Origin of the sequence: Citrobacter sp. Cy070 (assembly GCF_030332245.1) — a bacterium.
In the GTDB taxonomy this organism is placed as follows: Bacteria; Pseudomonadota; Gammaproteobacteria; order Enterobacterales; family Enterobacteriaceae; genus Citrobacter; species Citrobacter youngae.
This window is the reverse complement of the sequence record NZ_JAOWIG010000065.1, coordinates 204,907-230,912: the sequence shown is the minus strand read 5'-3', so window position 1 is coordinate 230,912 and position 26,006 is coordinate 204,907. Positions and strand designations below refer to the sequence as shown.

23 protein-coding genes and 1 tRNA gene are annotated in these 26,006 nt (G+C 52.5%); 12 read left to right on the top strand and 12 right to left on the bottom strand.

What is annotated here, in order from left to right; all coding sequences use genetic code 11:
- The first annotated feature begins 1 nt into the window (after nt 1).
- Entirely contained in the window at nt 2-619 is a 618-nt protein-coding gene (gene ureG / locus OGY19_RS11685; RefSeq protein ID WP_115601438.1) for an urease accessory protein UreG, read from the top strand.
- Nucleotides 620-656: 37 nt separating this feature from the next.
- Here ureG and tsaD read toward each other — a convergent pair whose 3' ends face one another.
- Nucleotides 657-1,670, bottom strand: coding sequence for a tRNA (adenosine(37)-N6)-threonylcarbamoyltransferase complex transferase subunit TsaD (tsaD, locus tag OGY19_RS11680; protein WP_115601437.1), 1,014 nt, complete (start codon nt 1,668-1,670; stop codon nt 657-659).
- A 236-nt stretch (nt 1,671-1,906) separates the two neighbouring features.
- On the opposite strand from tsaD, the gene rpsU reads away from it, so the two are divergent.
- The 3 genes from rpsU (at nt 1,907) to rpoD (ending at nt 6,114) form a co-directional block, all read left to right on the top strand.
- The gene (gene rpsU, locus OGY19_RS11675; protein ID WP_001144069.1) at nt 1,907-2,122 is read left to right on the top strand and encodes a 30S ribosomal protein S21; all 216 of its coding nucleotides are present in this window, start codon (nt 1,907-1,909) and stop codon (nt 2,120-2,122) included.
- 234 nt (nt 2,123-2,356) lie between these two features.
- Nucleotides 2,357-4,102, top strand: coding sequence for a DNA primase (gene dnaG / locus OGY19_RS11670; RefSeq protein WP_003024697.1), 1,746 nt, complete (start codon nt 2,357-2,359; stop codon nt 4,100-4,102).
- Between the two features lie 164 nt (nt 4,103-4,266).
- Nucleotides 4,267-6,114 (top strand): RNA polymerase sigma factor RpoD, encoded by a 1,848-nt coding sequence (gene rpoD / locus OGY19_RS11665; protein WP_003024699.1) that lies wholly within the window; start codon nt 4,267-4,269, stop codon nt 6,112-6,114.
- A gap of 45 nt (nt 6,115-6,159) precedes the next feature.
- Here rpoD and mug read toward each other — a convergent pair whose 3' ends face one another.
- The gene (gene mug, locus OGY19_RS11660; RefSeq protein WP_115601436.1) at nt 6,160-6,666 is read right to left on the bottom strand and encodes a G/U mismatch-specific DNA glycosylase; all 507 of its coding nucleotides are present in this window, start codon (nt 6,664-6,666) and stop codon (nt 6,160-6,162) included.
- Nucleotides 6,667-6,790: 124 nt separating this feature from the next.
- Here mug and OGY19_RS11655 point away from each other — a divergent pair.
- Nucleotides 6,791-6,866, top strand: a tRNA-Ile gene (locus OGY19_RS11655).
- Nucleotides 6,867-7,097: 231 nt separating this feature from the next.
- Here the strand turns inward: OGY19_RS11655 and OGY19_RS11650 are convergent.
- The 5 genes from OGY19_RS11650 to OGY19_RS11630 form a co-directional block, all read right to left on the bottom strand.
- The gene (locus OGY19_RS11650; protein ID WP_001573898.1) at nt 7,098-7,421 is read right to left on the bottom strand and encodes a DUF1889 family protein; all 324 of its coding nucleotides are present in this window, start codon (nt 7,419-7,421) and stop codon (nt 7,098-7,100) included.
- Between the two features lie 113 nt (nt 7,422-7,534).
- Nucleotides 7,535-9,346, bottom strand: coding sequence for a diol dehydratase reactivase subunit alpha (locus tag OGY19_RS11645; protein WP_115601435.1), 1,812 nt, complete (start codon nt 9,344-9,346; stop codon nt 7,535-7,537).
- 10 nt (nt 9,347-9,356) lie between these two features.
- Nucleotides 9,357-9,785 (bottom strand): glycerol dehydratase small subunit DhaB3, encoded by a 429-nt coding sequence (locus OGY19_RS11640; RefSeq protein ID WP_005131409.1) that lies wholly within the window; start codon nt 9,783-9,785, stop codon nt 9,357-9,359.
- 2 nt (nt 9,786-9,787) lie between these two features.
- Nucleotides 9,788-10,372, bottom strand: a complete 585-nt coding sequence (locus OGY19_RS11635; RefSeq protein ID WP_040230555.1) for a propanediol/glycerol family dehydratase medium subunit — start codon at nt 10,370-10,372, stop codon at nt 9,788-9,790.
- A gap of 11 nt (nt 10,373-10,383) precedes the next feature.
- Nucleotides 10,384-12,051: a propanediol/glycerol family dehydratase large subunit gene (locus tag OGY19_RS11630; RefSeq protein ID WP_061068648.1), complete on the bottom strand. Its 1,668-nt coding sequence runs from the start codon at nt 12,049-12,051 to the stop codon at nt 10,384-10,386.
- Between the two features lie 393 nt (nt 12,052-12,444).
- On the opposite strand from OGY19_RS11630, the gene OGY19_RS11625 reads away from it, so the two are divergent.
- From OGY19_RS11625 to OGY19_RS11610, 4 genes are read left to right on the top strand one after another with little or no spacing between them, the layout of a single operon-like run.
- On the top strand, nt 12,445-12,873 hold the full coding sequence (locus OGY19_RS11625) for a GlcG/HbpS family heme-binding protein (protein ID WP_061068649.1): 429 nt from the start codon (nt 12,445-12,447) through the stop codon (nt 12,871-12,873).
- Between the two features lie 22 nt (nt 12,874-12,895).
- Complete coding sequence (gene dhaT, locus OGY19_RS11620; RefSeq protein ID WP_048213323.1) at nt 12,896-14,059, top strand: 1,3-propanediol dehydrogenase; 1,164 nt, start codon at nt 12,896-12,898, stop codon at nt 14,057-14,059.
- A gap of 15 nt (nt 14,060-14,074) precedes the next feature.
- The gene (locus OGY19_RS11615) at nt 14,075-14,428 is read left to right on the top strand and encodes a glycerol dehydratase reactivase beta/small subunit family protein (RefSeq protein WP_061068650.1); all 354 of its coding nucleotides are present in this window, start codon (nt 14,075-14,077) and stop codon (nt 14,426-14,428) included.
- A complete protein-coding gene (locus OGY19_RS11610) occupies nt 14,429-14,959 on the top strand; it encodes a cob(I)yrinic acid a,c-diamide adenosyltransferase (RefSeq protein WP_061068651.1) in 531 nt (176 codons plus the stop codon). It begins immediately after the preceding gene.
- Here OGY19_RS11610 and dhaR read toward each other — a convergent pair.
- Nucleotides 14,937-16,862 carry a dihydroxyacetone kinase operon transcriptional regulator DhaR gene (gene dhaR, locus OGY19_RS11605; RefSeq protein WP_048213505.1) on the bottom strand — a complete coding sequence of 642 codons (1,926 nt, stop codon included), beginning with the start codon at nt 16,860-16,862 and terminating at the stop codon, nt 14,937-14,939. The two genes, OGY19_RS11610 and dhaR, sit on opposite strands and share 23 nt — an antisense overlap.
- Before the next feature lie 92 nt (nt 16,863-16,954).
- Nucleotides 16,955-18,052: a glycerol dehydrogenase gene (locus tag OGY19_RS11600; RefSeq protein ID WP_005131422.1), complete on the bottom strand. Its 1,098-nt coding sequence runs from the start codon at nt 18,050-18,052 to the stop codon at nt 16,955-16,957.
- 560 nt (nt 18,053-18,612) lie between these two features.
- Between OGY19_RS11600 and OGY19_RS11595 the strand changes: the two genes are divergently transcribed.
- Complete coding sequence (locus OGY19_RS11595; protein WP_048213326.1) at nt 18,613-20,271, top strand: glycerone kinase; 1,659 nt, start codon at nt 18,613-18,615, stop codon at nt 20,269-20,271.
- Nucleotides 20,272-20,361: 90 nt separating this feature from the next.
- On the opposite strand, the gene cfa is transcribed toward OGY19_RS11595, so the two are convergent.
- A complete protein-coding gene (gene cfa / locus OGY19_RS11590) occupies nt 20,362-21,516 on the bottom strand; it encodes a cyclopropane fatty acyl phospholipid synthase (RefSeq protein WP_048213327.1) in 1,155 nt (384 codons plus the stop codon).
- Nucleotides 21,517-21,583: 67 nt separating this feature from the next.
- Here cfa and OGY19_RS11585 point away from each other — a divergent pair, with 67 nt between their 5' ends.
- Nucleotides 21,584-22,432, top strand: a complete 849-nt coding sequence (locus OGY19_RS11585; protein ID WP_115602379.1) for a helix-turn-helix domain-containing protein — start codon at nt 21,584-21,586, stop codon at nt 22,430-22,432.
- On the opposite strand, the gene OGY19_RS11580 is transcribed toward OGY19_RS11585, so the two are convergent.
- Nucleotides 22,429-23,211 (bottom strand): siderophore-interacting protein, encoded by a 783-nt coding sequence (locus OGY19_RS11580; protein ID WP_115601434.1) that lies wholly within the window; start codon nt 23,209-23,211, stop codon nt 22,429-22,431. The two genes, OGY19_RS11585 and OGY19_RS11580, sit on opposite strands and share 4 nt — an antisense overlap.
- A 239-nt stretch (nt 23,212-23,450) precedes the next feature.
- On the opposite strand from OGY19_RS11580, the gene OGY19_RS11575 reads away from it, so the two are divergent.
- Nucleotides 23,451-24,134, top strand: a complete 684-nt coding sequence (locus OGY19_RS11575; protein ID WP_115601433.1) for a PadR family transcriptional regulator — start codon at nt 23,451-23,453, stop codon at nt 24,132-24,134.
- Here the strand turns inward: OGY19_RS11575 and OGY19_RS11570 are convergent.
- Nucleotides 24,131-25,696 carry a methyl-accepting chemotaxis protein gene (locus OGY19_RS11570; RefSeq protein WP_048213330.1) on the bottom strand — a complete coding sequence of 522 codons (1,566 nt, stop codon included), beginning with the start codon at nt 25,694-25,696 and terminating at the stop codon, nt 24,131-24,133. The two genes, OGY19_RS11575 and OGY19_RS11570, sit on opposite strands and share 4 nt — an antisense overlap.
- Nucleotides 25,697-26,006: the final 310 nt, after the last annotated feature.

The following is a 26,006-nucleotide window of genomic DNA, read 5'->3' as shown; positions in this document are numbered from 1 at the left end:
AATGAGTAACAGCAAGCATCCCCTGCGCGTAGGCGTTGGCGGCCCGGTCGGTTCCGGCAAAACGGCGCTGCTGGAAGCGTTATGCAAAGCCATGCGCAGCAGCTATCAACTGGCGGTGGTCACCAACGATATCTACACCAAAGAAGATCAACGCATTCTCACCGAAGCGGGCGCACTGGAGCCAGACAGGATCGTCGGTGTGGAAACCGGCGGTTGCCCGCATACCGCCATCCGCGAAGATGCATCGATGAATCTGGCTGCCGTAGAGGCGTTAAGCGAGAAATTCGGCAATCTGGATCTGATTTTTGTGGAAAGCGGCGGCGATAACCTGAGCGCCACCTTCAGTCCGGAATTAGCGGATCTGACGATCTATGTGATCGACGTTGCCGAAGGCGAGAAGATCCCGCGTAAGGGAGGCCCGGGGATCACTAAATCCGATTTTCTGGTGATCAATAAAACCGATCTGGCCCCTTACGTCGGCGCCTCGCTGGAGGTGATGGAACGCGATACCCTGCGTATGCGCGGCGAGCGTCCGTGGACGTTCAGCAATTTAAAATCCGGAGAGGGTCTGGAAAAAATTATCGCGTTTCTGGAAGAGAAAGGAATGCTGCGGATGTAGCGTCTTGCCCGGTAACATTGCGTCACCGGGCAAAAAATCACGCCGCCGGTAATTCCGCCAGCGGCCAGCGTGGGCGCACGGTTACGCCAAGATCCGCCGTTGCGCCTGCTTTAAAACGCACCATGCCCGCGTAGGCGATCATCGCCCCGTTGTCGGTACAAAATTCCGGACGCGCGTAAAATACTTCGCCACGACGTTTTTGCATCATTTCAGCCAATTTTGCGCGCAGCGTACGGTTCGCGCTCACGCCCCCCGCCATCACCAGACGTTTAAAACCGGTTTGATCCAGCGCGCGTTTGCACTTGATCATCAGCGTATCAACTACCGCATCTTCAAAGGCACGGGCGATATCTGCGCGCGTCTGATCGTCATTTTCGTTATTACGAATGGTATTCGCGGCAAAGGTTTTCAGCCCGGAGAAGCTGAAATCCAGCCCCGGACGGTCGGTCATCGGGCGCGGGAAGACAAAGCGTTTTTCAACGCCTTGCGAGGCCAGCTTTGACAGCATTGGGCCGCCAGGGTAATCCAGCCCCAGCAGCTTGGCGGTTTTGTCGAACGCTTCGCCAGCAGCATCATCAATCGATTCGCCGAGTAATTCATACTGACCGATACCGTTGACGCTAATCAGCTGCGTGTGACCGCCAGAAACCAGCAGCGCGACGAACGGGAACGCAGGGGGATTATCTTCCAGCATCGGCGCCAGCAGATGCCCTTCCATATGGTGCACAGGAATTGCTGGTACGCCCCAGGCGAACGCCAGTGAACGTCCTACGGTTGCGCCAACCAGCAGCGCGCCAACCAAACCAGGACCTGCGGTATACGCTACCGCATCAATCTCTTTTGCCGTCAGTCCCGCCTCTTTCAGCGCGGCCTGGATCAGCGGTACGGTTTTACGTACGTGATCGCGCGAGGCCAGTTCTGGCACTACGCCGCCGTAGTCAGCGTGTAATTTCACCTGACTATACAATTGGTTGGCTAAAAGACCTTTTTCATCGTCGTAAATGGCGATGCCGGTTTCATCGCAGGATGTTTCAATACCCAGTACACGCATGACTTGTTTTACCTCGCTCTATTACCGCGCAGTGTAGGACCAATGCGGGTTGATGTAAAACTTTGTTCGCCCCAGGAGTTCCGCTCGTGTATACTCCTTGTCCTTATAAAAGTCCCTTTCAAAATCGCGTCGGTGCTTTACAAAGCAGCAGCAATTGCAGTAAAATTCCGCACCATTTTGAAATAAGCTGGCGTTGATGCCAGCGGCAAACCGAATTTATTAAAGGTGAGAGTTACATGCCGGTAATTAAAGTACGTGAAAACGAGCCGTTCGACGTAGCACTGCGTCGCTTCAAGCGTTCATGCGAAAAAGCAGGTGTTCTGGCGGAAGTTCGTCGTCGTGAGTTCTATGAAAAACCGACTACCGAACGTAAGCGCGCTAAAGCTTCTGCTGTGAAACGTCACGCGAAGAAACTGGCTCGCGAAAACGCACGCCGTACTCGTCTGTACTAATCCATTGAGAGCCAAAGCTCTCAATTCAGACTGAGTTGTAGTTGTAAGGCCGTGCTTCCGGAAGGAATGCGCGGCTTATTTTCGTTTATGCATTGGCATATACACAAAATCATTCAGTATGCATCAAGGCGGCAAGTGAGTGAAGCCCCGGGGCTTACATAAGTAAGTGACAGGGGTGAGCGAGCGCAGCCAACACAGAGGCAGGCTGAAGGATGAAGTGTATAAAAGGGGCATATGGCTGGACGAATTCCACGCGTATTTATCAATGACCTGCTGGCAAGAACCGACATCGTCGATCTCATCGACGCGCGGGTAAAGCTGAAAAAGCAGGGCAAAAATTATCACGCGTGCTGTCCGTTCCATAACGAAAAAACCCCCTCTTTCACCGTAAACGGTGAAAAACAGTTTTATCACTGCTTTGGGTGTGGCGCGCATGGCAACGCCGTCGACTTTCTCATGAACTACGACAAGCTCGAGTTTGTGGAAACCGTCGAAGAACTGGCCGCAATGCACAACCTTGAAGTGCCCTATGAAGCAGGCAGTGGCCCCAGTCAGATAGAGCGCCATCAACGGCAAAGCCTTTATCAATTGATGGACGGCCTGAACACTTTTTATCAACAGTCTTTGATGCAGCCCGCCGCTACCCCTGCGCGCCAGTACCTGGAAAAGCGAGGATTAAGTAGCGACGTTATCACCCGTTTTGCTATTGGTTTTGCGCCCCCCGGCTGGGACAACGTCCTGAAACGGTTTGGCGGCAATGCTGAGAATCGCAAATCGTTGGTCGATGCGGGGATGTTGGTCACCAACGATCAGGGACGCAGTTACGATCGCTTCCGCGAACGGGTGATGTTCCCCATCCGCGACAAACGTGGTCGGGTCATTGGTTTTGGTGGACGCGTGCTGGGCGATGCCCTGCCGAAGTATCTCAACTCCCCGGAAACCGATATTTTCCATAAAGGTCGCCAGCTGTATGGCCTTTATGAAGCCCAGCAGGATAACGCCGATCCGCAGCGCCTGTTAGTGGTAGAAGGCTATATGGATGTGGTGGCGCTGGCGCAATACGGCATTAACTACGCCGTGGCATCCCTTGGGACATCCACCACCGCCGATCACATTCAGCTGTTGTTCCGCGCGACGAACAACGTAATTTGCTGTTACGACGGCGACCGCGCCGGGCGCGATGCAGCATGGCGCGCGCTGGAAACCGCACTGCCCTATATGACAGACGGACGCCAGCTACGCTTTATGTTTTTACCTGACGGCGAAGATCCCGATACGCTGGTGCGTAAAGAAGGGAAAGAGGCCTTTGAAGCCCGGATGGAGCAGGCGCTGCCGCTCTCTGCGTTTTTATTTAACAGCCTGTTGCCGCAGGTGGATTTGAGTACCCCAGACGGACGCGCACAGCTCAGCACGCTGGCATTACCGCTGATTACTCAGGTACCAGGCGAAACGTTGCGCATTTACCTGCGACAGGAGTTGGGAAACAAGCTCGGCATTCTGGATGACAGCCAGCTTGAACGTTTAATGCCAAAACTGGCAGAAAATGGGGCTTCCCGCCCGGTTCCACAGCTAAAACGTACGACCATGCGTATACTTATAGGGTTACTGGTGCAAAACCCGGAGCTCGCCCCGCTGGTTCCACCGTTAGGCGCACTGGATAGCAATAAGCTGCCTGGACTTGGCTTATTCAGAGAACTGGTCAACACTTGTCTGGCTCAGCCAGGTCTGACCACCGGGCAACTTTTAGAACACTACCGCGGTACAAATGATGCTGCGACCCTTGAAAAACTGTCGATGTGGGACGATATAGCAGATAAAGATATCGCAGAAAAAACCTTCACCGACTCACTCAACCATATGTTTGATTCGATGCTTGAACTGCGCCAGGAAGAGTTGATAGCTCGTGAGCGCACACACGGTTTAAGCAGCGAAGAACGCCGGGAACTCTGGACACTGAACCAGGAACTGGCGAAGAAATAACAGAAAGACAAAAGTATTTAACGGCTTAACTGCCGAATATCGATCGGGAAGCCCCCGACAGCCGCACGGAGAGGCAGCGGCAAAATATAAGTATGCCCTCGTTTTGCCGTTGGCGGTTTTACCGCCCAACACCAATCAAACGAATTAAGTGTGGATACCGTCTTATGGAGCAAAACCCGCAGTCACAGCTGAAGCTTCTTGTCCAACGTGGTAAGGAGCAAGGCTATCTGACCTATGCCGAGGTCAATGACCATCTGCCGGAAGATATCGTCGATTCAGATCAAATCGAAGACATCATCCAAATGATCAATGACATGGGTATTCAGGTGATGGAAGAAGCACCTGATGCCGATGATCTGCTGCTTGCTGAAACCTCCAACAGCACCGATGAAGACGCGGAAGAAGCGGCTGCCCAGGTTCTGTCCAGCGTTGAGTCCGAAATCGGTCGTACAACTGACCCGGTCCGCATGTACATGCGTGAAATGGGTACCGTTGAACTGTTAACCCGCGAAGGCGAAATCGACATAGCTAAACGCATCGAAGACGGGATTAACCAGGTTCAATGCTCCGTTGCCGAATACCCGGAAGCTATCACCTACCTGCTTGAGCAGTACGATCGCGTAGAAGCTGAAGAAGCACGTCTTTCCGATCTGATCACTGGCTTTGTCGATCCAAACGCGGAAGAAGACATGGCGCCAACGGCGACCCACGTCGGTTCTGAACTCTCTCAGGAAGAGATGGATGACGATGAAGACGAAGATGAAGAAGATGGCGACGACGACAGCAGCGATGACGACAACAGCATCGACCCTGAGTTAGCGCGTGAAAAATTCGGTGAACTGCGTACTCAGTACGAAATCACTCGCGACACCATCAAAGCGAAAGGCCGCAGCCATGCTGCCGCGCAGGAAGAAATTCAGAAGCTGTCCGAAGTGTTCAAACAGTTCCGCCTGGTGCCGAAGCAGTTCGACTACCTGGTAAACAGCATGCGCGTCATGATGGACCGCGTGCGTACTCAGGAACGTCTGATCATGAAGCTCTGCGTTGAGCAGTGCAAAATGCCGAAGAAAAACTTCATCACCCTGTTCACTGGCAACGAAACCAGCGAAACCTGGTTCAACGCGGCAATCGCGATGAACAAACCGTGGTCTGAAAAACTGCACGATGTGGCCGATGACGTTCACCGCGGCCTGCAGAAACTGCAGCAGATTGAAGAAGAAACCGGCCTGACCATCGAGCAGGTTAAAGATATCAACCGTCGCATGTCCATCGGTGAAGCGAAAGCCCGCCGTGCGAAAAAAGAGATGGTTGAAGCGAACTTACGTCTGGTTATCTCTATCGCTAAAAAATACACCAACCGTGGCCTGCAGTTCCTGGATCTGATTCAGGAAGGTAACATCGGTCTGATGAAAGCGGTGGATAAGTTTGAATACCGTCGTGGTTACAAGTTCTCCACCTATGCAACCTGGTGGATCCGTCAGGCGATCACCCGTTCGATCGCAGATCAGGCGCGTACCATTCGTATCCCGGTGCATATGATTGAGACCATTAACAAGCTCAACCGTATCTCCCGTCAGATGCTGCAAGAGATGGGCCGCGAGCCGACGCCGGAAGAGCTGGCTGAACGCATGCTGATGCCAGAAGACAAGATCCGTAAAGTGCTGAAGATCGCGAAAGAGCCTATCTCCATGGAAACGCCGATCGGCGACGATGAAGATTCGCATCTGGGTGATTTCATCGAGGATACCACCCTCGAGCTGCCGCTGGACTCTGCGACCACCGAGAGCCTGCGTGCCGCAACGCACGACGTTCTGGCTGGCCTGACCGCTCGTGAAGCGAAAGTTCTGCGTATGCGTTTCGGTATCGATATGAACACTGACCACACGCTGGAAGAAGTCGGTAAACAGTTCGATGTTACCCGTGAACGTATCCGTCAGATCGAAGCGAAAGCGCTGCGTAAACTGCGCCACCCGAGCCGCTCTGAAGTACTGCGTAGCTTCCTCGACGATTAATCTCGCCACATAAGCATAAACGCCACCGCAAGGTGGCGTTTTTCTTTATAGTCCCCGCCTGAGCAGGGCGTCGTTCACTTCCCGATACGCTTCCACCAGTTTATCCAGCGTGATCCGGCTTAACCCGCTGGGATTCGGCAATACCCATAATTGCGTCGCGCCAATGGTCAACGTCTGCTTCCCCCACTGCGCCCCACGCTGGCTAAGGCCCTGCTCAAAGGCCTGCTTACCGAGGATTGCGAGCGCGGCGGGCTGATACTCTTCTATTTTCTCAATGAGCAGACGACCGCCGCTACGCATCTCTTGTAGCTTCACTTCATTGGCTTGTACCGTTGGTCTGTCGACAAACTTAGTCACGCCGCAGCGGAAATCCAGCAGATGCTGTGCCTCTTCAGGTTTAAGCTGGCGATCGGTGAACCCCGCCTGATGGATAACCTTCCAGAAGCGATTCGCGGGATGCTCAAAGGGAAATCCTGTACCCGCAGAAGAGAGCCCCGGATTGATGCCGCAAAATACTACCCGCAGCCCCGGTGCCAGTATGTCCTTAACCATAATTACTCCGAACAATACATCAAGGGACAAGTATAACGGACTGAAAATACATTGTTTATAAAAACAGCATCCGTACGCTTATGTCTGGATTGCAACGCGGAGTTACTTTATAATCCACCGCCACGGCCCCTTAGCTCAGTGGTTAGAGCAGGCGACTCATAATCGCTTGGTCGCTGGTTCAAGTCCAGCAGGGGCCACCAAATAAAACAAGGACTTGCGAGAAATCGCAGGTCCTTTTTGTTATGGGAAATATATTCAATTGTTGGCAAACCAATAATTGAGTAGTTCGGGATGTGTAATGATCTCTGGGAACACGCCACGCGGGGAATAAGGTATATCATGCGATACGCCAGCCCATATTGCTGGCATGCCATTAGGACGCTGCCATCCCGAGATGGAAACGTCCGTTAGCGTGTTATTCGATAGTCAGCTCACACGAGTTCTTTGAGCTGCTCCTGCATATAGGTCGAAAAATACTCTGGATTCTTGATAAGGATACGGTTACCGGAGGCGACTTTTTCTGCCCATCCGGCTACTTTTTTCGTGAACTCAGGATTCCATCCCTCCTGCTCACCCCGTGCCATTACAACTTCCGGACTCGCTGGCACACCTAAGTCATGCAAATACTTTAGGATTCCCTTAGCGGTACTTTCATCCATTGAATGGGGTACTGACGCCGAAGTGTTCATACCACCAATAAAATCCAATGCTTTCTCAATTGCTGTTGGCATGCTCTTATCCTTAAAATTAACCACGTGAGAGACACATTTATACTATGTACCCAACTCCGTCGGGATATCAAAGAGAACGTTGCCTTTATTTGATTTACCCCGCAGCTAAACGCTTGCGGCGGCTGTTTTCTGCACGATTAATTCGCCATTCCGGCCAAAACCAGCCCGGTCGCCACCGCATTACGCGGCCCTTCGGTACCACGAATGTTGCCCTGTCCGGCGACAACCCCGTAATGTGCCAGCGCGTCGGTAATCATCTGTGGGATTTCGAAATCCAACGAGGAACCGCCCACCAGCACCACGAAAGAGATATCGCGAATGGATCCGCCGGGAGACACCTGGCGCAATGCACGCAGGCAGTTGGTCACAAAAACCTTCTCTTTGGCCTGACGGCGCACCAGACGAATTTTTTCCAGCGAAGTCTGGTTATCTACCGGGATCAGCTCGCCATCTTTCAGATACACCACTTTGGCGAACACTGATGGGCTGAGTGGTTCGCGGAAAAACTCCACCGCACCGTTCTCATGACGAATACTGAACAGGCTCTCTACTTTCGCCAACGGGTATTTTTTTATTTCCTCGGCCAGAAACGGATCGCTCAGACCCAACTCCGTCTGAATCAACAGGCTGACCATATTACCCGCACCGGCCAGATGTACCGCCTTTACTGTCCCTTCGCTATTGATGATGGCTGCATCAGTGGAACCTGCGCCTAAATCGAGGATCGCCAGCGGTGCAGCACATCCAGGCGTCGTTAACGCACCTGTCACGGCCATATTGGCCTCTACCCCTCCTACTTCAACGGAGGTGTTTAATCGCGCGCTCAACTCGCTGGCAATAGCCTGCATTTGTAAACGATCGGATTTCACCATCGCCGCAATGCCGACAGCATTTTCCATCGAACACTCCCCGGCGATGCCGCCCTGCACCTTGCGCGGAATAAACGTATCAACCGCCAACAGATCCTGAATATGCACCGCGTTCATATCATGCCCAGTCAGCGAGGCCATCACCTTTCGCACTCGCTCCAGCATGCCGCCTGCGTGCGTACCAGCTTCCCCACCAATATCGCGCACGGGCGCGCAGGCGTTCATCGCCTGCATAATGGCCTGCGCACCTTGCGCTACGTCGGCTTCACCGCCGCGCTTTTCACCACGGATAAAGATCTTACCCGCCGGGATCACTCTTGATTGCACATCGCCCTGCGGGGTTTTCAGCACCACGGCGGAGCGGTTACCAATCAGCGCTCTGGCAATAGGGACGATGGTTTGTGTTTCCTCCGGCGTCAGGGCAAAGAACGTGGCAATGCCGTAGGGGTTAGACAGTGCACGAACAACCTGGCCCGCGGCCGCGACTTCAACCGCCGCCAGCACGCCTTCCGGCACCTTCTCCAGCAGGGTGACTTCATCAACCACCGGCATTGGCCGACGCAGGCGATTATTCACCAACACGCCATCATCTTTTTTCAGGATGGCCGCCACCACGTTGATTCCGCGATCCAGTGCCTCATTGATGAGCCAAACTGCCTCGAGAAAATCCATTGCCTCACCCACCAATGGGATCCAGCCCTGAGCAAATCGATCCTCACTCAATGCCGCCAGCTTCTCCACAGCAATGGTGGTTCCCATTCCCACGCCAACGCCGCCGGGCGTTTGTGGGTTATGCCCTATCATCGTTGATTCGGTAATGATGGTTTCCGTAATGGTTTCCATCGCCACATCGCCAATCACCGGTGCGGCTTCATTGATACAGATTTTTGCCACATCTTTAAGCGACCATGGCGTTTTTTCCAGCGCCTGCTGCAGGGAAGCGACCACCCCGGCAATATTGTCCCGCGTTCCTTTCATGCCCGTAGTCGCGACAATCCCGCTGGCGATAAACCGGTCATGCTGCGCCAACGCCACTTCCGTGGTGGCGTTGCCGATATCAATCCCTGCGATTAACGGCATATTCCCTCCGTCACTGGCTGCCTTTACGCAGCTTGTTTCTCTGCTGATACACCTCTGCCGACTCACGCACAAATCCGGCGTTCACCGTCGCGTGCCAGGTATGTTCCAGCTCATCAGCGATCGCCTGTAGCTCCGCGAATGAAGAGCGAAACGGACGTAGCGCGTTGTAGATTTCCAGAATGCGGGTATCCGGGATGGCAATCAGTTCGGCCGCGCGGCGGAAGTTGCGCGCCACGGCGTGACGTTGCATCTGTTCGGCAATCTGCGCCTGATACTCCAGCGTTTGCTGAGAAATACGCACATCCTGCGGCCCTACATGTCCCGCCAGCACATTCTCAAGGGTGATATCGGTTAGCGGTTTCCCGGTGGGGGTCAGGATTTTCTCCGGGCAGCGGGTAGCTAAAGGATAATCCTGCGCGGTCATGATGTTGTCGTTCATTGTCATTCCCTTACTAATGCAATATGCAGCGTGACAGGCGCAGCATCCTGCACCACATGCTTGGTTTCTTTAATGTGAAACAGCGCGGCTTTGGCCATAAATTTGGGGCGCACCATCTGGTCATTGACCACCGGAACCGGCGAGGGCGACTCTTTGCGTGCATAGCGCGCAGCGTTCTTTCCAATCTGGCGATAGGTTTCCAGCGTCAGCAGCGGGGCCTGAGAGAAGAGTTCAAGGTTACTCAGGGGCAGCAAATCACGCTGATGAATAACTGTGGTTCCCTTTGACTGAATACCAATCCCGATGCCGGAGCCACTGAGGTTCGCCGCATCCCACGCCATAAAAGAGACATCAGAGGTGCGCAGAATTCTCACCACTCGCGCATGCAGCCCCTCTTCTTCAATCCCTGCCACCAGCTCTTTCAGAATCGCGTTGTGCGGCATATCAATCAGGGTTTTATGCTGGTGCTTGCCAAAGGCCGGCCCGACGCCAATCACCACTTCATCAGCGCGATCGTCTGCTTTTGCCGCCTCGCCTTCACTGACCTGCAAGGTAAAAACGGGCTTACGTTCAGTTGTGCATTCCACGGTGTACCGCCTTATTCAATCGAGCTGGGCTGAACCACGCCCGCAATATTTTTAATTTCTGCCCAGCGTTCGGCACTGATGCGATAGCCGGTGCCGGGTCCCTGATAATCATTGATGTCATTCACGGCGCTGACCACGTCGAACTGACGATCCAGAATGGCCGATGTTTGCAGGTAATCACCGGTCACGCGCTGTCTCAACATATTGAGAATATTGCTGGCGATATCTTCAAATCCGCTACCGCTTAGCGCCCCGACGATATCCAGCCCGGTAATGTTGCGCTTCATCATCTCTTCCACTGCCGCCAGATCTTCCACCACATTGCGCGCAGGCATGTCTTTGCTGCCGTGAGCGTAGGTGGCAGCCTCCACTTCCTCATCACTGATAGTCGGCAGGCCCAGTTCTCGGAATACCGCCTGGATAGCCCGCGCCGCCTTGTTACGGATAGCGATGGTTTCTTCTTCGGTTACCGGGCGCAGGCCGCCGTCAACCATCAGGTCACGTTGCAGTATGTTGTAATCATCGAAGTCTTCAGCATCGAAGTTAGAACCGGCAAACATGTTGTCGTAATTGGGGACGGCGCTATAGCCAGAGAAGATAAAGTCGGTGCCGGGCAGCATCTGCATCAGGGTGCGGGCGGTACGGCGAATATCGGAGTGTGAGAAGGTCTGGTCATTAGCCGAGGCCACTTCAAGGTCGAGCATCGACGCAATCAGGTTTTCCGCCAGTACCGCGCGGATCCCCGACGGCACTGCGCCCGTCATCCCGATACAGCTAACCGCGCCGTTTTGCAGCCCCTGTACACCCGCGCCTTTGGTGATAAAAATGCAGCGCGACTCCAGGTACAGCATCGATTTACTTTCGGAATAGCCCATCAAGGCTTCCGAACCGGTACCGGAGGTATAGCGCATCTTCAGGCCGCGGGACGCATAGGCCGAGGCGAGAAATGCTTTTGACCATGGCGTATCGTCGCCGTCAGTGAATACCGATTCCGTTCCGTAGACCGACACCGTTTCGGCGTAGCTGGTTAACCCACGCATTCCCAGCTCCAGCTCAGTAGCCTCTTCAACAGAACATTGTGTCAGTACGCCAGGGCGACCACACTGAGAACCGACCAACAGCGCAAGGGCGTTAAACGGCGCATAGCGGGCAATCCCGACCGTCGTTTCCTGTTCGGAAAAACCACGAATCCCCGCTTCAGCGGCATCGGCGGCAATCTGCACCGGATTATCTTTCAGGTTGGTCACATGGCACTGGTTAGAGGGGGTGCGTCGGGCGCGCATTTTTTGCAGCGCCATCATCATCTCTACCACGTTCATTTTCGCCATCACCTCCACCGCTTTCGCCGGGGTAATAGCGGTGGTAATAGCAATGATCTCTTCGCGACTGACGTGGATATCCACCAGCATTCTGGCGATCTCCAGTGCGTCGAGCTGCATGGCACGCTCGGTTTCAGCCACGTTTATCGCGTAGTCGGCAATAAAGCGGTCAATCATGTCGAACTCGGCGCGGCGCTTGCCGTCCAGTTCAACGATACGACCCTTTTCCACCTTCACAGAAGAGGCTGGATCGTAGGGACTTTCCATGGCGATCAGACCTTCTTCCGGCCATTCGCCAATAAGCCCATCCTGATTTACAGGGCGCTTCGCAAGAACTTCGAATCGTTTTGATCTTCTCATAGTTTATAGACTCAAAAGATAAAGAATAGGGACGCCAGGCTGTATCGCTGGTGCTCTATCCCCCCAGCAATCGCCTTTATCAGCAATAGCCGAACTTTAAATGAGCAGGCCGATAAAAAAATAAAATTAATTACGTTCCAATTTGATACATATTTAAATGTCAGCGTTTCATATTGAAACGGTCAACAGGAATATCCATAAAGAATTGTGACGCGCTTAAATGATCATTATCAACAAATGCCGAACGCAGGGAATTAAATTAATATTTTAGAAAAATCCACACTATTGACTTAATAACGCGTCGCGAGAAAATACAGAAAACCCAATGAGAAAAAATAGCTGTAGCGCGATATTTTTTGCGACCTCAGCCCTACAACCTTGTCAGGAGATACTGTGAATAAGAGCCAACAAATTGCCACCATTACGCTGGCGGCCGCAAAGAAAATGGCGACTGCCGTCGAGGCAAAAGCGATTGAAATCAACGTTCCGGTGGTCTTTTCCGTGGTCGACCACGGCGGAAACACGCTACTGATGCAGCGCATGGACGAGGCGTTTGTCACCAGTTGTGATATTTCTCTCAATAAAGCCTGGACCGCCTGCTGTCTGCGGCAGGGCACCCATGAAATTACCGATGCAGTACAACCAGGTGCTTCTCTATATGGTTTACAGCTCACCAACCAACAGCGAATCGTTATTTTTGGTGGCGGTTTACCTGTTGTATTTGACGGTCAATTAATTGGTGCCGTCGGCGTTAGCGGCGGCACCGTGGAACAAGACAGATTATTAGCAGAAACCGCACTGAATTGTTTCTCTGAATTATAATTTAAATCTAAGAAGGTATATTATGAGCTATCGTATGTTTGATTACCTGGTGCCAAATGTGAACTTCTTTGGCCCCAATGCTATTTCCGTTGTCGGCGAACGTTGCAAACTATTAGGCGGTAAAAAAGCGCTGCTGGTCACCGATAAAGGTCTGCGGGCGATAAAAGACGGTGCGGTAGATAAAACGCTGGCACATCTGCGTGAAGCCGGGATTGAGGTGGTCGTATTTGACGGCGTAGAGCCGAACCCTAAAGATACCAACGTGCGCGACGGTCTGGAGGTCTTTCGTAAAGAGCAGTGCGATATCATCGTTACTGTCGGCGGCGGTAGCCCGCATGACTGCGGTAAAGGTATCGGTATCGCAGCCACGCACGAAGGCGATCTCTACAGCTATGCCGGGATTGAAACCCTGACCAACCCGCTGCCGCCGATTGTCGCGGTGAATACCACTGCCGGTACCGCCAGCGAAGTCACCCGCCACTGCGTGCTGACCAATACCAAGACCAAAGTGAAATTCGTGATCGTCAGCTGGCGTAACCTGCCGTCGGTTTCCATTAATGACCCGCTGCTGATGCTCGGTAAACCCGCCCCGCTGACCGCCGCCACCGGGATGGACGCCCTGACCCACGCCGTGGAAGCCTATATTTCCAAAGATGCCAACCCGGTCACCGATGCCGCCGCTATCCAGGCGATCCGCCTGATCGCGCGTAATTTACGTCAGGCTGTGGCGCTGGGCAGCAACCTGAAAGCCCGTGAAAATATGGCCTATGCTTCGCTGCTGGCGGGTATGGCCTTCAACAACGCCAATCTCGGCTATGTTCATGCGATGGCACACCAGCTCGGTGGTCTGTACGACATGCCGCACGGCGTGGCAAATGCGGTATTGCTGCCACACGTAGCCCGTTATAACCTCATCGCTAACCCGGAAAAATTTGCCGATATCGCTGAGTTTATGGGCGAGAACACCGACGGGCTGTCAACCATGGATGCCGCTGAGCTGGCCATTCACGCCATCGCCCGTCTCTCCGCTGATATCGGCATTCCGCAGCATCTGCGCGATCTGGGCGTCAAAGAAGCCGATTTCCCGTACATGGCGGAAATGGCGCTGAAGGACGGCAACGCCTTCTCTAACCCGCGCAAAGGGAACGAGAAAGAAATTGCCGAGATCTTCCGTCAGGCTTTCTAATCCAAAGGGGGCGCAATGTCACTTTCATCACCGGGCGTACATCTGTTTTATCACCCACGCTGGCAGGATACCCGCGCGCTTGATGAACTGTGCTGGGGACTGGAAGAGCAAGGCGTCCCATGCCGGACGGTCTGTTGCGACGAGAATGACTGTGCGCTGGCGTTGAGCAAACTTGCGGCCAAAAGCTCCACGCTGCGTGTCGGTCTTGGTCTTAACGCCACGGGTGATATTGCTTTAACCCACGCCCAGTTGCCAGAGGATCGGGCGCTGATCCGTGGTCATATCGCCGCCGGAATGGCGCAGATCCGCACGCTTGGTGCCAATGCTGGTCAACTGGTCAAAGTGCTTCCTTTCAGCGAGATAACATAAATGTACCGTATCTATACCCGCACTGGTGATAAGGGCACAACCGCGCTGTTTGGCGGCAGCCGTATCGACAAAGACGATATCCGCGTGAATGCCTATGGCACCGTGGACGAACTGATTTCCCAGCTTGGCGTCTGCTACGCCAGCACGCGCCTGACAGAGCTTCGCCAGGATTTACATACCATCCAGAAGACGCTGTTTGTGCTCGGCGCGGAACTTGCCAGCGATGAGAAGGGTCTTGCTCGCTTAACGCAGACGATCAGTCCCGAGGATATTCAGGCGCTGGAGCAGCTTATTGATCGCAATATGACGCAAAGCGGTCCGCTAAAAGAGTTTGTTATTCCGGGGAAAAACCTCGCATCGGCACAGCTACACGTTGCGCGCACGCTGGCGCGTCGGCTGGAGCGACTCCTCATCACCATGGGCAGAACGTTGACGCTGCGTGATGAGCTTAAGCGTTACATCAATCGTCTGTCAGATGCGCTGTTTTCGATGGCCAGAATCGAAGAAACTACTCCAGATGTTTGCGCTTAAACTGGCTGGCATCGATGTCGTACTGCTTCATCTTGCGCCACAAGGTGGTGCGGCCAATATTCAACAGTTGCGACATTTCCTGCACACGTCCGCTGGTGACGCGGGCGGCATGGATAATCGCCTCTTTTTCGATGGCGGTAAACGTCAGGCTGGCTGGCAGCAGTGAAGATGCTGCTTCCAGACCCGGACGTTCGGCAAACAGATAATCCGGCAGATTACTCAGGCGAATATGGCCATTGTCGCTACTAATGGCGATATTTTCGATAATGCTGTTGAGTTCAAAATCATTGCCCGGCCACGAGTAGGCCACCAGTTGCGCCAGCGCGTCATCGTCCAGCTTCAGGCTAGATGAAAAGCGTTTTTTCAGGCTATTTAAGCGTGTATGAATCAGCGCCGGAATGCTGTTACGCCGTGCCCGCAGCGGTGGAATAACAATTTCAAAGGAGTGTAACGCGTAATACAGTTGGCGGCTAAAGCGGTTTTGCTCCACCAGGTTGGCGAGATCAACCGTGGTAGTAGCAATCACTTTGACATCTACCGGGATCAGGCGGCGGGCATCAAGTCGGGTCAATACGCCCTGCTTGATAACCTGCAACAACGCGGATTGCAACTCTGGTGCCAGATACTCAATTTTTTCCAGAAACAGCGTACCGCCGTTCGCCAGTTCAAGGCGGCTCAGCCGACCGTTTTCATCATCGGTTGGCGCACTGCCCATAAAATCCTGCCCCAGCACGCTGTTGGCATACAGTTGGCAGTTCACGGCGATATACGGCCCGCTGGCACGTTCACTTTCATTGTGAATAGCCTGGCTCAATAGCTCTTTACCCACTCCCTCTTCACCACACAACAGAATAGGGAAACTCCCTCTCGCCGCCTGGCGACCAAAATGGATCAGCCGGCGGGTTTCCGGGTCATCCGTCGACATCTGTTCAAAGGTGTGGCTGACTTTTCCGAGCTGGCTGGTCATCAGTTGGCGCATTTGTTCGACCGGGTGCAGCAGCAGAATAAAGCTGTTACCCTGCTCTTCAACAATCGGCTTCAGGGTAATGACGGCATCAACAAACTGATGCTGACTTTCAAAGGTGACTTCGACGTGATTCAGGCCGCGGGCATGTTTGATCGCCCGGCGCAGCAGCATGGGCAGATTGAGCAAGTCATTAATGTTTTTACCCTGGCTGGCCTGTGCATCCAGATGTAAAAGCAAAGCGGCACGGGCATTAAGAAATTGCAGAACGCCCTGCTCGTTCCACGCCATCACGCCATCATCCATGCTTTCCAGCAGTCCGTACATCTGATTCAGATGGCGGTTAGATTCGGCCAGCAGGCTATCAGTCAGCAAAGAGTTGCCGACTTCTCTGGCAATCGCCAGCGTCAGGGACAAATCAGAAACGCACTCATGCTCTACCAGACAGCACAAGGAAATAGAGCCAAACAGTCGACCATGGTTATCGAATACCGGCGTCGAGCAGAACGACCACGGATGCAGCGCCTGCTTAAAATGCTGATCGCCAGAGGTTTTTGTCGGCTGCCCTGGCATCGTTGCCAGCGATAGCGCACAACTGCCGATAATGCTTTCCGCACAGTAGCTACCGTCACGAAAGCCAAGTTCCGCCAGCTGTTCCACCGTCTGCGGATCGCCGCACCGGCTGAGAATACAAGCCGATTCATCCAGAATCAGCAGTGCGCACGGACGTCCATCCATAAACTCCCAGGCATCTTCCAGCGCAGCCTGTCCAATCGTCAGTAGCGCAGTCTTACGGCGACAAATCGACGCAAAAGTCAGTCCCTGTGCCTGATGCGGTGCCTGCCAGGTTTCCCGCTGCATAAACTTGCTGCAACGATGCCATGACTGAGCAATGACCGAAGAGACTTCCTTCCCGATGCCATGAGTGTGCGCCGTCATATCCATTTCCGCTGTTTTACCATAGACAACCCCTCCGGCAGAGACTGCCAGAGGGGGAGAAGATGCCAAATAAAAGGCTTACCGACGTCTGATTAACGTGCCAGCCACTGCTGTCCCAGCAGGTCTGCCGTCAGAATAGCGGCATGGACGCTTTCAGGCGTCACCGGGAACGGCATATTGTGAATGGTTTCACCTTCCGCGCAGGTGGCTTTCGCAACGGCCATAATCTTAGCGTCGATGCCGTCTTTCACGCCCATTTGCGCCAGCGTTACCGGCAGATCTACTTTCTGGCAGAAATTCAGCACCGTTTCGATCTCTTCCATCGGGCTGTTCTGCAGCACCAGTTGCGCCAGCGTACCAAAGGCGACTTTTTCACCGTGGTACAAATGGTGGCACTCTTCCAGAATCGTAAAGCCGTTGTGGATCGCATGCGCCCCTGCAAGACCGCTGCTTTCAAAGCCGATGCCGCTGAGGTAAGTGTTCGCTTCCACGATACGTTCCAGAGCATCGGTCACCACGCCAGCTTGCGCCGCCAGGCGAGCCTTTTCACCTTCTGCCAGCAACGTATCATAGCACAAGCGCGCCAGGCTCAGGGCCGCCGCCGTGGACTGTCCTCCCGCCATGCTGGTCGCTCTGGCATCAAAACACGCTTTTGCTTCAAACCAGGTCGAGAGCGCATCGCCCATCCCGGCTACCAGCAGACGTACCGGCGCTTTGGCGATAATTGCCGTATCCATGACAACCATATCCGGGTTTTTCGGGTAGATCAGATATTCTTCGAACTCACCGGCTTCGGTATAGATAACAGACAGCGCACTGGTTGGCGCATCAGTTGAGGCGATAGTTGGGATCACCACCACCGGCAGTTTCTGGTAGTAACCGATCGCTTTGGCTGTATCCAGCGTTTTCCCACCGCCAATCCCAACCACACCACGGCAACCGTGCTGCTTCAGAATGGCAATCAGGCGATTAATTTCAACATGGCTGCATTCGCCATTGAAGCGTTCCGCGTGGCAACTAATACCGTGGCTGTGCAGGCCATTGAGTACTTTGTCTCCCGCCAGTTTCATGACGAAGTCATCTGCAATCACGAAAAAGCTGTCTGCCAGATTTTTAGCGTATTGACCAAATAAGGTAGAAGCGTCAGGACCCTGGAGATATTTGGCTGGAGATTGAATAACTTTTAGCATTCCTTTCATCCTCAAATAAGTACATGTTTTTACATGGTGAGCCCTGGCGTTAACCTGTTTAGCCTATTGCGAACGGCGAAAACGGGAGACCGGAGCGATGCAATAACTGTATGGCGAGGCGGGAACAAAAAAATCATTCGTCTTTTTGTTCTGATATGAAACAGATAAAAATGACATGCGTTCCATATTGAAACGGTTAACCCTGAAAATACTAAGGTTTGCGATCCCGATCCGTTCATTTTCCGACAAATCCTTGCAGAACGCGAAAATCAAATTCCCTTTGCCCCTCTCTGACGCCGTTAAAAGCAGTAACAAAACGTTTACTGTGCGGTGTGGCCAGCATTGAAAAGGCGATAAAAAAGTCGAGCGGGCTCGCATTGTGATCGTTCATCTCACAAATGCGTTCCATTACGGAACAAAAAATAACAATTACGTTCCGTAATGAAACTCATTTTGCCGCTGTTTTTTTCCACGCTGACTCCGCCAGAATCTCCCCATCGCCTCCGCACCATGACAATGCATTCGGGGGTTTGTCTTACACTCAACCTCGAGGAGCCGTTATGTCTCAATTCTTTTTTAATCAGCGTACCCAACTCGTTAACGACGTCATCGACGGTACGATTATCACCAGTCCGTGGAACAATCTGGCGCGTCTGGAAAGCGATCCGGCTATTCGCATCGTGGTACGTCGCGATCTCAACAAAGATAACGTGGCGGTCATTTCTGGCGGCGGTTCGGGACACGAACCTGCGCACGTTGGTTTTATCGGTAAAGGCATGCTCACCGCTGCGGTCTGTGGCGACGTTTTCGCCTCCCCGAGCGTGGATGCGGTACTGACCGCCATTCAGGCGGTGACCGGTGAGGCGGGCTGTTTATTGATCGTTAAAAATTACACCGGTGACCGTCTTAATTTCGGTCTCGCCGCCGAGAAAGCCCGTCGCCTTGGCTATAACGTCGAAATGCTGATTGTCGGCGACGATATCTCCCTGCCGGATAACAAGCATCCTCGCGGGATTGCGGGCACTATCCTGGTTCATAAAGTGGCAGGCTATTTCGCTGAACGCGGCTACAACCTCGCTACCGTCCTGCGTGAAGCGCAGTATGCAGCAAGTAACACCTTCAGCCTGGGCGTCGCCATTTCCAGTTGCCACCTGCCGCAGGAAACCGACGCTGCACCGCGCCATCATGCGGGCCATGCCGAACTGGGCATGGGCATTCACGGCGAACCGGGTGCTTCGGTTATCGACACGCAAAACAGTGCGCAGGTGGTGAATTTGATGGTGGATAAACTGCTGGCGGCACTGCCCGAAACCGGCCGTCTGGCAGTAATGATTAATAACCTGGGCGGCGTGTCCGTTGCTGAAATGGCTATTATCACTCGGGAACTGGCAAACAGCCCACTGCATCCGCGTATCGACTGGCTGATTGGCCCGGCCTCGCTGGTCACCGCCCTGGATATGAAAGGTTTCTCGCTGACCGCCATCGTACTGGAAGAGAGCATCGAAAAAGCACTGTTAACCGAAGTAGAAACCAGCAGTTGGCCAACCCCGGTTCCACCACGCGAAATCAACTGTGTGCCGTCATCGCAGCGCAGCGCGCGTGTCGAATTCCAGCCCTCAGCCAACACGCTGGTTGCCGGGATTATTGAGCAGGTCACCGGAACGCTTTCCGATCTGGAAACACACCTCAACGCGCTGGATGCCAAAGTAGGCGATGGTGATACGGGTTCAACTTTTGCCGCTGGTGCACGTGAAATCGCTGACCTGCTGCATCGTCAGCGACTGCCACTGGATAACCTTGCCACGCTGTTCGCCCTGATCGGCGAACGCCTGACCGTGGTGATGGGCGGGTCCAGCGGCGTACTGATGTCCATCTTCTTTACCGCCGCCGGGCAGAAACTCGAACAAGGGGCTAACGTTGCCGAGGCGCTGAATACGGGCCTGGCGCAGATGAAGTTCTACGGTGGTGCAGACGAAGGTGACCGTACGATGATTGACGCGCTGCAACCCGCACTGACGTCTCTGCTGGCACAACCGCAAAACCTGCAAGCCGCTTTTGACGCCGCACAGGCAGGCGCAGAACGTACCTGTCTGTCGAGCAAAGCCAATGCGGGCCGCGCATCGTATCTCAGCGGCGAAAGCCTGCTGGGCAATATGGACCCCGGCGCGCACGCCGTCGCAATGGTGTTTAAAGCGCTGGCAGAGAGTGAGTTGGGATAAGCCATAAGTGCCTGATGCGCTGCACTTATCAGGCCTACGAGTGCAAAGCTTTGTAGGCCGGATAAGGCAACGCCGACATCCGGCGGAACGTTAACGATAAACGCGGATCCCGCCTTCTACGCCCCGGCTAAACAGTACTTGCCACAGCTCAATATCTCTGGCGCGGAACGCACCAGCACAAGCGCACAGGTAATAATTGAACATCCTTCTGAAAGTCGCGGAATAACGCGATGACAGCTCCGGCCACGCCTGATTAAACCGCGCATGCCAGGCCATCAGCGTTTTATCATAGTCACTGCCAAAGTTATGCCAGTCTTCCATCACGAATCGCGACTCGCTCGCTTCAGCAATATGAGAAATCGCCGGTAAGCAGCCATTCGGGAAAATATATTTATTGATCCACGGATCGACACTCATCCCTTTTTTATTGCTACCAATAGTATGTAACAGGAACAGCCCATCCGGTTTTAAACAACGGTCGGCGATGCTGAAATAGGTGTCGTAGTTTTTCGGCCCTACGTGTTCAAACATCCCCACGGAGACAATACGATCGTAGTGTTTATCGAGGTCGCGATAATCCTGCAGCAGAATATTAACGTCCAGCCCTTCACAGCGCTGCTGCGCCATTTTTTGCTGCTCTTTCGAGATAGTGACGCCTTCTACCGCCACGCCGTAATGACGCGCCGCATATTCGGCCAGCCCGCCCCAGCCACAACCAATATCGAGTAAACGCATACCCGGTTTCAGTTGCAGCTTCTCGCAAATCATTTTTAATTTGGCGTTTTGCGCGTCTTCTAAAGTGGTTGCCTCTTTCCAGTAGCCACAGGAATATTGCATGTGGGGATCCAACATGAGTGCAAAGAGATCGTTGCCAATATCGTAGTGTTCTTTACCGACAATCCACGCACGACTGCGAGACTGCAAATTAAACAGGCGGGCGCTGGCAATACGTAATATATCTTTCAGATTTCCCGGCATTTGCTGGTCGAGTTTTGCTTTCAGAATTTTGCAAAACAGAACATCGAGGCGTTCACAGTCCCACCAGCCTTCCATATAGCTTTCGCCAAGCCCCAGGGAGCCTTGTTGCAGCACCCGTTTAAAGAAACCGGCATGATGAAGTTGAATGTCCCAGGGGCGGGAACCATTGATCTGAATATCTGCTTGCTGGAGCAGCTCTTTTCCCATTCGGGTCCAGTTATCATTTGTTTCATTGACGATGACAGCATCTGAACAAAGCGTGTTCATGGTATTTACCAAAAGTGGGCTATTAATTATTACGCAAGATTATTATGGAAAAAAGAATGTATGTATTATGATTTGCGGACAAGATCTATCGAACAGCGGCCACACCACCGGGAGCATTGACGATTTATTTATGGAAACTCTCGCGCAAAAACATTGGAATTCCTTCCCGGACGATTCCATGGCAGAACTGCCGCAGGACGTTTACTTTCGCTCTTATGTCCTGGAAGCCAACCACCATGTTCCGCAGCACTCGCACGCTTTTATGCAGTTTCATTTTGCCCGCAAAGGCAGTATGCGCATTGATGTCGCCGGCAAGTGCTGGATAATCCCCGCGCATTACGGCATCTGGATCCCCAATAATACTGAGCATGCAGTTTGGGCGCTGGATGATGTGCATTTAGAGAATCTGGATATTAAACCGGGTTTTCTCGAAGAAAGTATCTATGAGTGTAAAGTCGTGGCGATCAGTGATTTCGCCAGAGAGTTTATTCATTACGCCACGAATTCAATTTCAGGCCATTATGATAGCCAGTCAAAAGAAGGCAAACTGGTCAGTGTGCTGGTTGACATTATTCTGCAATTACCAGAGGTCGCCTTTGTATTACCCTGGCCGCAGGATCGTGAATTAACCCATGTGTGCCGAACAATACAAGCGTCACCGGCGCTGGAACATTCAGTAGAGTATTGGGCACAACATTTGGGTATGTCTGCCCGTACCTTTTCGCGTCATTTCAAAAAAGAAACCGGATTACCCTTCAGCGTCTGGAAGCAAAAAATGCGAATTCTGGAGTCTGTACTCATGCTGAAGAAAAATAAAAGCGTAACCGCCGTGGCGCTCGATGTGGGATATTCAAGCACCGCAGCGTTTAGCTATGCATTCCGCCAGGCGTTTGGCGTTTCACCGTCACATTATTAATTAACGTTCCGACGTTGATGCCAGTAAGCCGCGGCACGCACCAACTGCTGATCGAAAGCCTCAGTAGCAAAGCGAGCGCTCAGGTTTTTCACCACTTTTCCTTCGCCAGTTATCCAAATGAAATAATCCTGTGCAGGTACGGTCAGCTGTGAAAGCTGATCATTCACTGCCTGTTCGTCATGGCCGACAAACCACTGAATCGTAAAACCATCGAGATGAGCGAAATAATCCTGATACGCTGCATCGTGTACGCTAACCAGCGCCGTCACGTTTGGACGTACCGCTAAACGACCGATCGCCTCCAGCCGACGACGTAGCGCAGGCATTCCAGATTCATCACACACGTAAACCTGGTACGCATAGTCTTCTGGTACCACCAGCGAGCCACGCGGTCCGCCAATCGTCAATTTGTCACCTTCACGCGCATTCATCGCCCACGTACTCGCCACGCCGCCGTCGTGGATATAAAAATCCAGCGCCAGTTCATGGCGTGCCTGGTCATACAACGGCGTGTAATCACGGGATACCGGACGCACACCCTCCGGCCAGACAATCCCCTCATCCGTCACTACGGGCGGCACAAAGTGACTGCCCGGCTCAGGGAAAAAGACCTTGGTGTGGTCGTCAAAACCATGTGAGCTAAAACCATCCAGAGCGTCACCGCCCAGTACAATGCGCTGGAAACCCGCGCTGATACGTTCAACCCGCAGGACGGTCAGTTCACGGAAGCGCAGCTCATTGCGAACGCGCTGTGGATAGCGTGGAGTGTTATTTGTCATTTTTTCGCCTTCGTGACAGAGATTAGATATATCTAAATAAATTTTAAATGATAATGATTGCTAATTGAGAATATTGCAAGAACTTTTTTGATAGAGTATGGATAGCGCACCCCAAACGCGAAACAAAAAAATAAATATATATAAATCAATAAATTAAATTAATATTCCTGCATGCACTTGCAAATAGAAAAAGTTTAGATATAAATTAGATATATCTAAATAATGTCAGGAGATGAATGATGCAAGATCATCATGAAGGGTGCTGCAAACATGCAGAACACCAGCACGAAGGCTGCTGTAAGGGTGAAGGACATCGCCACGAAGGTCATCACAGCGAACACCACGAAGGTTGCTGTAAAGGTGAAGAACGTCATCACGAAGGCTGTAACAAAGAACACCACCATGAGCATGGCTGCGGACACCGCCACGGTCGCGGCGGCGGTGGCGGTGGCGGTCGACGTCAGCGTTTCTTCGGCCACGGCGAATTACGGCTGGTGATTCTCGATATTTTGACCCGCGATGCCAGTCACGGTTATGAGCTAATCAAAGCCATTGAAACATTGACTCAGGGTAATTACACCCCAAGCCCGGGCGTGATTTATCCGACACTGGATTTCTTGCAGGATCAGTCGCTTATCGCCATCCGTGACGAGGAAGGCGGACGTAAGCAAATCACAATCACCGAGCAAGGCCTGCAATGGCTGGAAGAGAACCAGGAACATCTGGAACATATCCACGAACGTATTAAAGCACGCTGTGTCGGCTTTGAATTACGCAAGAATCCACAGATGAAAAGAGCACTGGAGAATTTTAAAGCCGTGCTGGATCTGCGGGTCAATCACGGTGACACCAGCGAAGCGCAAATCAAGAAGATCATCGGTATTATCGATCGCGCATCGCTGGACATCACCCAGCTTGATTAAGCAGGCTGCGCGTCCTCTTTACGTACGCGGAACACTTTAATCATCTCTTTTAAGTGTAATGCCTGTTCGTTTAATGACGCCGCTGCCGCAACGGACTCCTCTACCAGACAGGAGTTCTGTTGCGTGGTGGTGTCGATCAGGCCAATCGCACTGTTAATCTGCGAAATACCGTCCGTCTGCTCGCGGCTGGCCTGACCAATTTCCCGCAATATCACATCCATTTCTTCAACGTTAGTGACCATTCCATTGATCAACGCGTTGGCTTTTTCAACCAGCACCAGTCCTTCCCGGGTTTGACTGGTGGAGTCTTCAATCAGATTGCGGATCTCACTGGCAGACGATGCGCTTTTTTGCGCCAGTTGACGCACTTCTCCGGCTACTACCGCGAAACCACGTCCATGCTCACCGGCGCGCGCCGCTTCGACAGCCGCATTCAGCGCCAAAATATTGGTTTGAAAAGCAATCGAATCTATCAGGTTGATAATCTCTGACATACGGTTAGAGGTTTCATTAATCACGCGTATTTTCTGCGTCACCTGATTCATCATCTCACCGTTGTTTTTCACCACCGCCGCCGCTCCCGTAGACAGCTTCGTCGCTTCATGGGTATGGTCTGCCGTCGTTTTGACCGTCGCTGTAATTTGTTCCATCGACGCCGCTGTCTGTTCTACCGAGCTTGCCTGTTCTTCGGTACGCGCAGCCAAATCCTGATTACCCGCGACAATCTGCGCCGCCGCCGCAGAGATATTTTCGGAGCCGTTTTGCACTTCCTCGACAATCTCTAACAGTCGGGTTTTCATTGCCATCAGCGCTTGCAGCAGCACACCGGTCTCATCCTTCTGTTCCATACTGATGTTGCGAGTAAGGTCGCCCTGCGCAATCGCCTCGGCAAACTGCACAGCTTCATTAAGAGGTCGGGTAATTGAGCGCACAATATACCACCCCATCACACAACCGGCGGCAATGCTTATCAGCGCCAGAGTAATCAACAGCGCGCGATTGGTGTGGAAATCATATTCCACCTGAGCGCCCGCCTTCTGCATCTGGGCATCTTCAATGGCGATCAATTCCTGCACTTTTGCTTTATACGCCTGCTGCACATTCACCGTGCGGGTCATCATCTCGTGCATCGCACCGGAGCGATCGTGATTCTGCAGCGCCTGCAGAATGCGGAATCGGGAAGCCAGATACTGCTCACGCACATCGCGGATATCCGCAACAATTTTTTTGGATGCATCATTGAGAGGTGCAGCACTCAGCGCATCCAGCAGAGCAGAAATTTGCTGGCTGATGGTATCGAGCTTTTTCTGGGACGCCTGGGTCCATTTGCCTTCCTCATCCAATAACATCAATTGTTGAGTACTGACAAACTCCTGAAAATTATCAATGAGCAGATTGGCTTTTACCGTAATCGGATAGTCATTGGTAATGATGTTCTGCATCCCACTGTTACTACGATCCAGACTCAACAGCGAAAGGCCCGAACTCACCATCATCAGTACAATAAACAAACCAAACGCGATAAATAATTTCGAGCGAATCTTTACGTTATGCAAGAACATATTTTCTCCCTGGAGACAGTTTTCTTCAGACAGATATCCTTATCGGTCAACAATCATCTAACTTTATGATATTGATCGTTTTTTAATTTTCACCAATGTTACGAAATAGTTTTTGACGATGAATAAATCAAGACCGATCGTTATATAAGCGATATTTAACAATATTTAAAAACAGGACGCTCGCGGTCAGAACAGAATAAGGAAAATAGAATCGTAATACCAAAGTGGTATCATTTAATATATGATTAACAAAATCATTACAAAAAACGCCTACCGGGGACGATAAGCGTTTGGCGGGAAAATGGGATAG

Bases quoted from the DNA above. Each gene is read 5' to 3' on its own strand.
- ureG (WP_115601438.1), top strand. From the start codon at position 2: ATGAGTAACAGCAAGCATCCCCTGCGCGTAGGCGTTGGCGGCCCGGTC.
- tsaD (WP_115601437.1), bottom strand. From the start codon at position 1,670: ATGCGTGTACTGGGTATTGAAACATCCTGCGATGAAACCGGCATCGCC.
- rpsU (WP_001144069.1), top strand. From the start codon at position 1,907: ATGCCGGTAATTAAAGTACGTGAAAACGAGCCGTTCGACGTAGCACTG.
- dnaG (WP_003024697.1), top strand. From the start codon at position 2,357: ATGGCTGGACGAATTCCACGCGTATTTATCAATGACCTGCTGGCAAGA.
- rpoD (WP_003024699.1), top strand. From the start codon at position 4,267: ATGGAGCAAAACCCGCAGTCACAGCTGAAGCTTCTTGTCCAACGTGGT.
- mug (WP_115601436.1), bottom strand. From the start codon at position 6,666: ATGGTTAAGGACATACTGGCACCGGGGCTGCGGGTAGTATTTTGCGGC.
- OGY19_RS11645 (WP_115601435.1), bottom strand. From the start codon at position 9,346: ATGCCGTTAATCGCAGGGATTGATATCGGCAACGCCACCACGGAAGTG.
- OGY19_RS11640 (WP_005131409.1), bottom strand. From the start codon at position 9,785: ATGAACGACAACATCATGACCGCGCAGGATTATCCTTTAGCTACCCGC.
- OGY19_RS11630 (WP_061068648.1), bottom strand. From the start codon at position 12,051: ATGAGAAGATCAAAACGATTCGAAGTTCTTGCGAAGCGCCCTGTAAAT.
- dhaT (WP_048213323.1), top strand. From the start codon at position 12,896: ATGAGCTATCGTATGTTTGATTACCTGGTGCCAAATGTGAACTTCTTT.
- OGY19_RS11615 (WP_061068650.1), top strand. From the start codon at position 14,075: ATGTCACTTTCATCACCGGGCGTACATCTGTTTTATCACCCACGCTGG.
- OGY19_RS11610 (WP_061068651.1), top strand. From the start codon at position 14,429: ATGTACCGTATCTATACCCGCACTGGTGATAAGGGCACAACCGCGCTG.
- dhaR (WP_048213505.1), bottom strand. From the start codon at position 16,862: ATGACGGCGCACACTCATGGCATCGGGAAGGAAGTCTCTTCGGTCATT.
- OGY19_RS11600 (WP_005131422.1), bottom strand. From the start codon at position 18,052: ATGCTAAAAGTTATTCAATCTCCAGCCAAATATCTCCAGGGTCCTGAC.
- OGY19_RS11595 (WP_048213326.1), top strand. From the start codon at position 18,613: ATGTCTCAATTCTTTTTTAATCAGCGTACCCAACTCGTTAACGACGTC.
- cfa (WP_048213327.1), bottom strand. From the start codon at position 21,516: ATGAACACGCTTTGTTCAGATGCTGTCATCGTCAATGAAACAAATGAT.
- OGY19_RS11585 (WP_115602379.1), top strand. From the start codon at position 21,584: ATGATTTGCGGACAAGATCTATCGAACAGCGGCCACACCACCGGGAGC.
- OGY19_RS11580 (WP_115601434.1), bottom strand. From the start codon at position 23,211: ATGACAAATAACACTCCACGCTATCCACAGCGCGTTCGCAATGAGCTG.
- OGY19_RS11575 (WP_115601433.1), top strand. From the start codon at position 23,451: ATGCAAGATCATCATGAAGGGTGCTGCAAACATGCAGAACACCAGCAC.
- OGY19_RS11570 (WP_048213330.1), bottom strand. From the start codon at position 25,696: ATGTTCTTGCATAACGTAAAGATTCGCTCGAAATTATTTATCGCGTTT.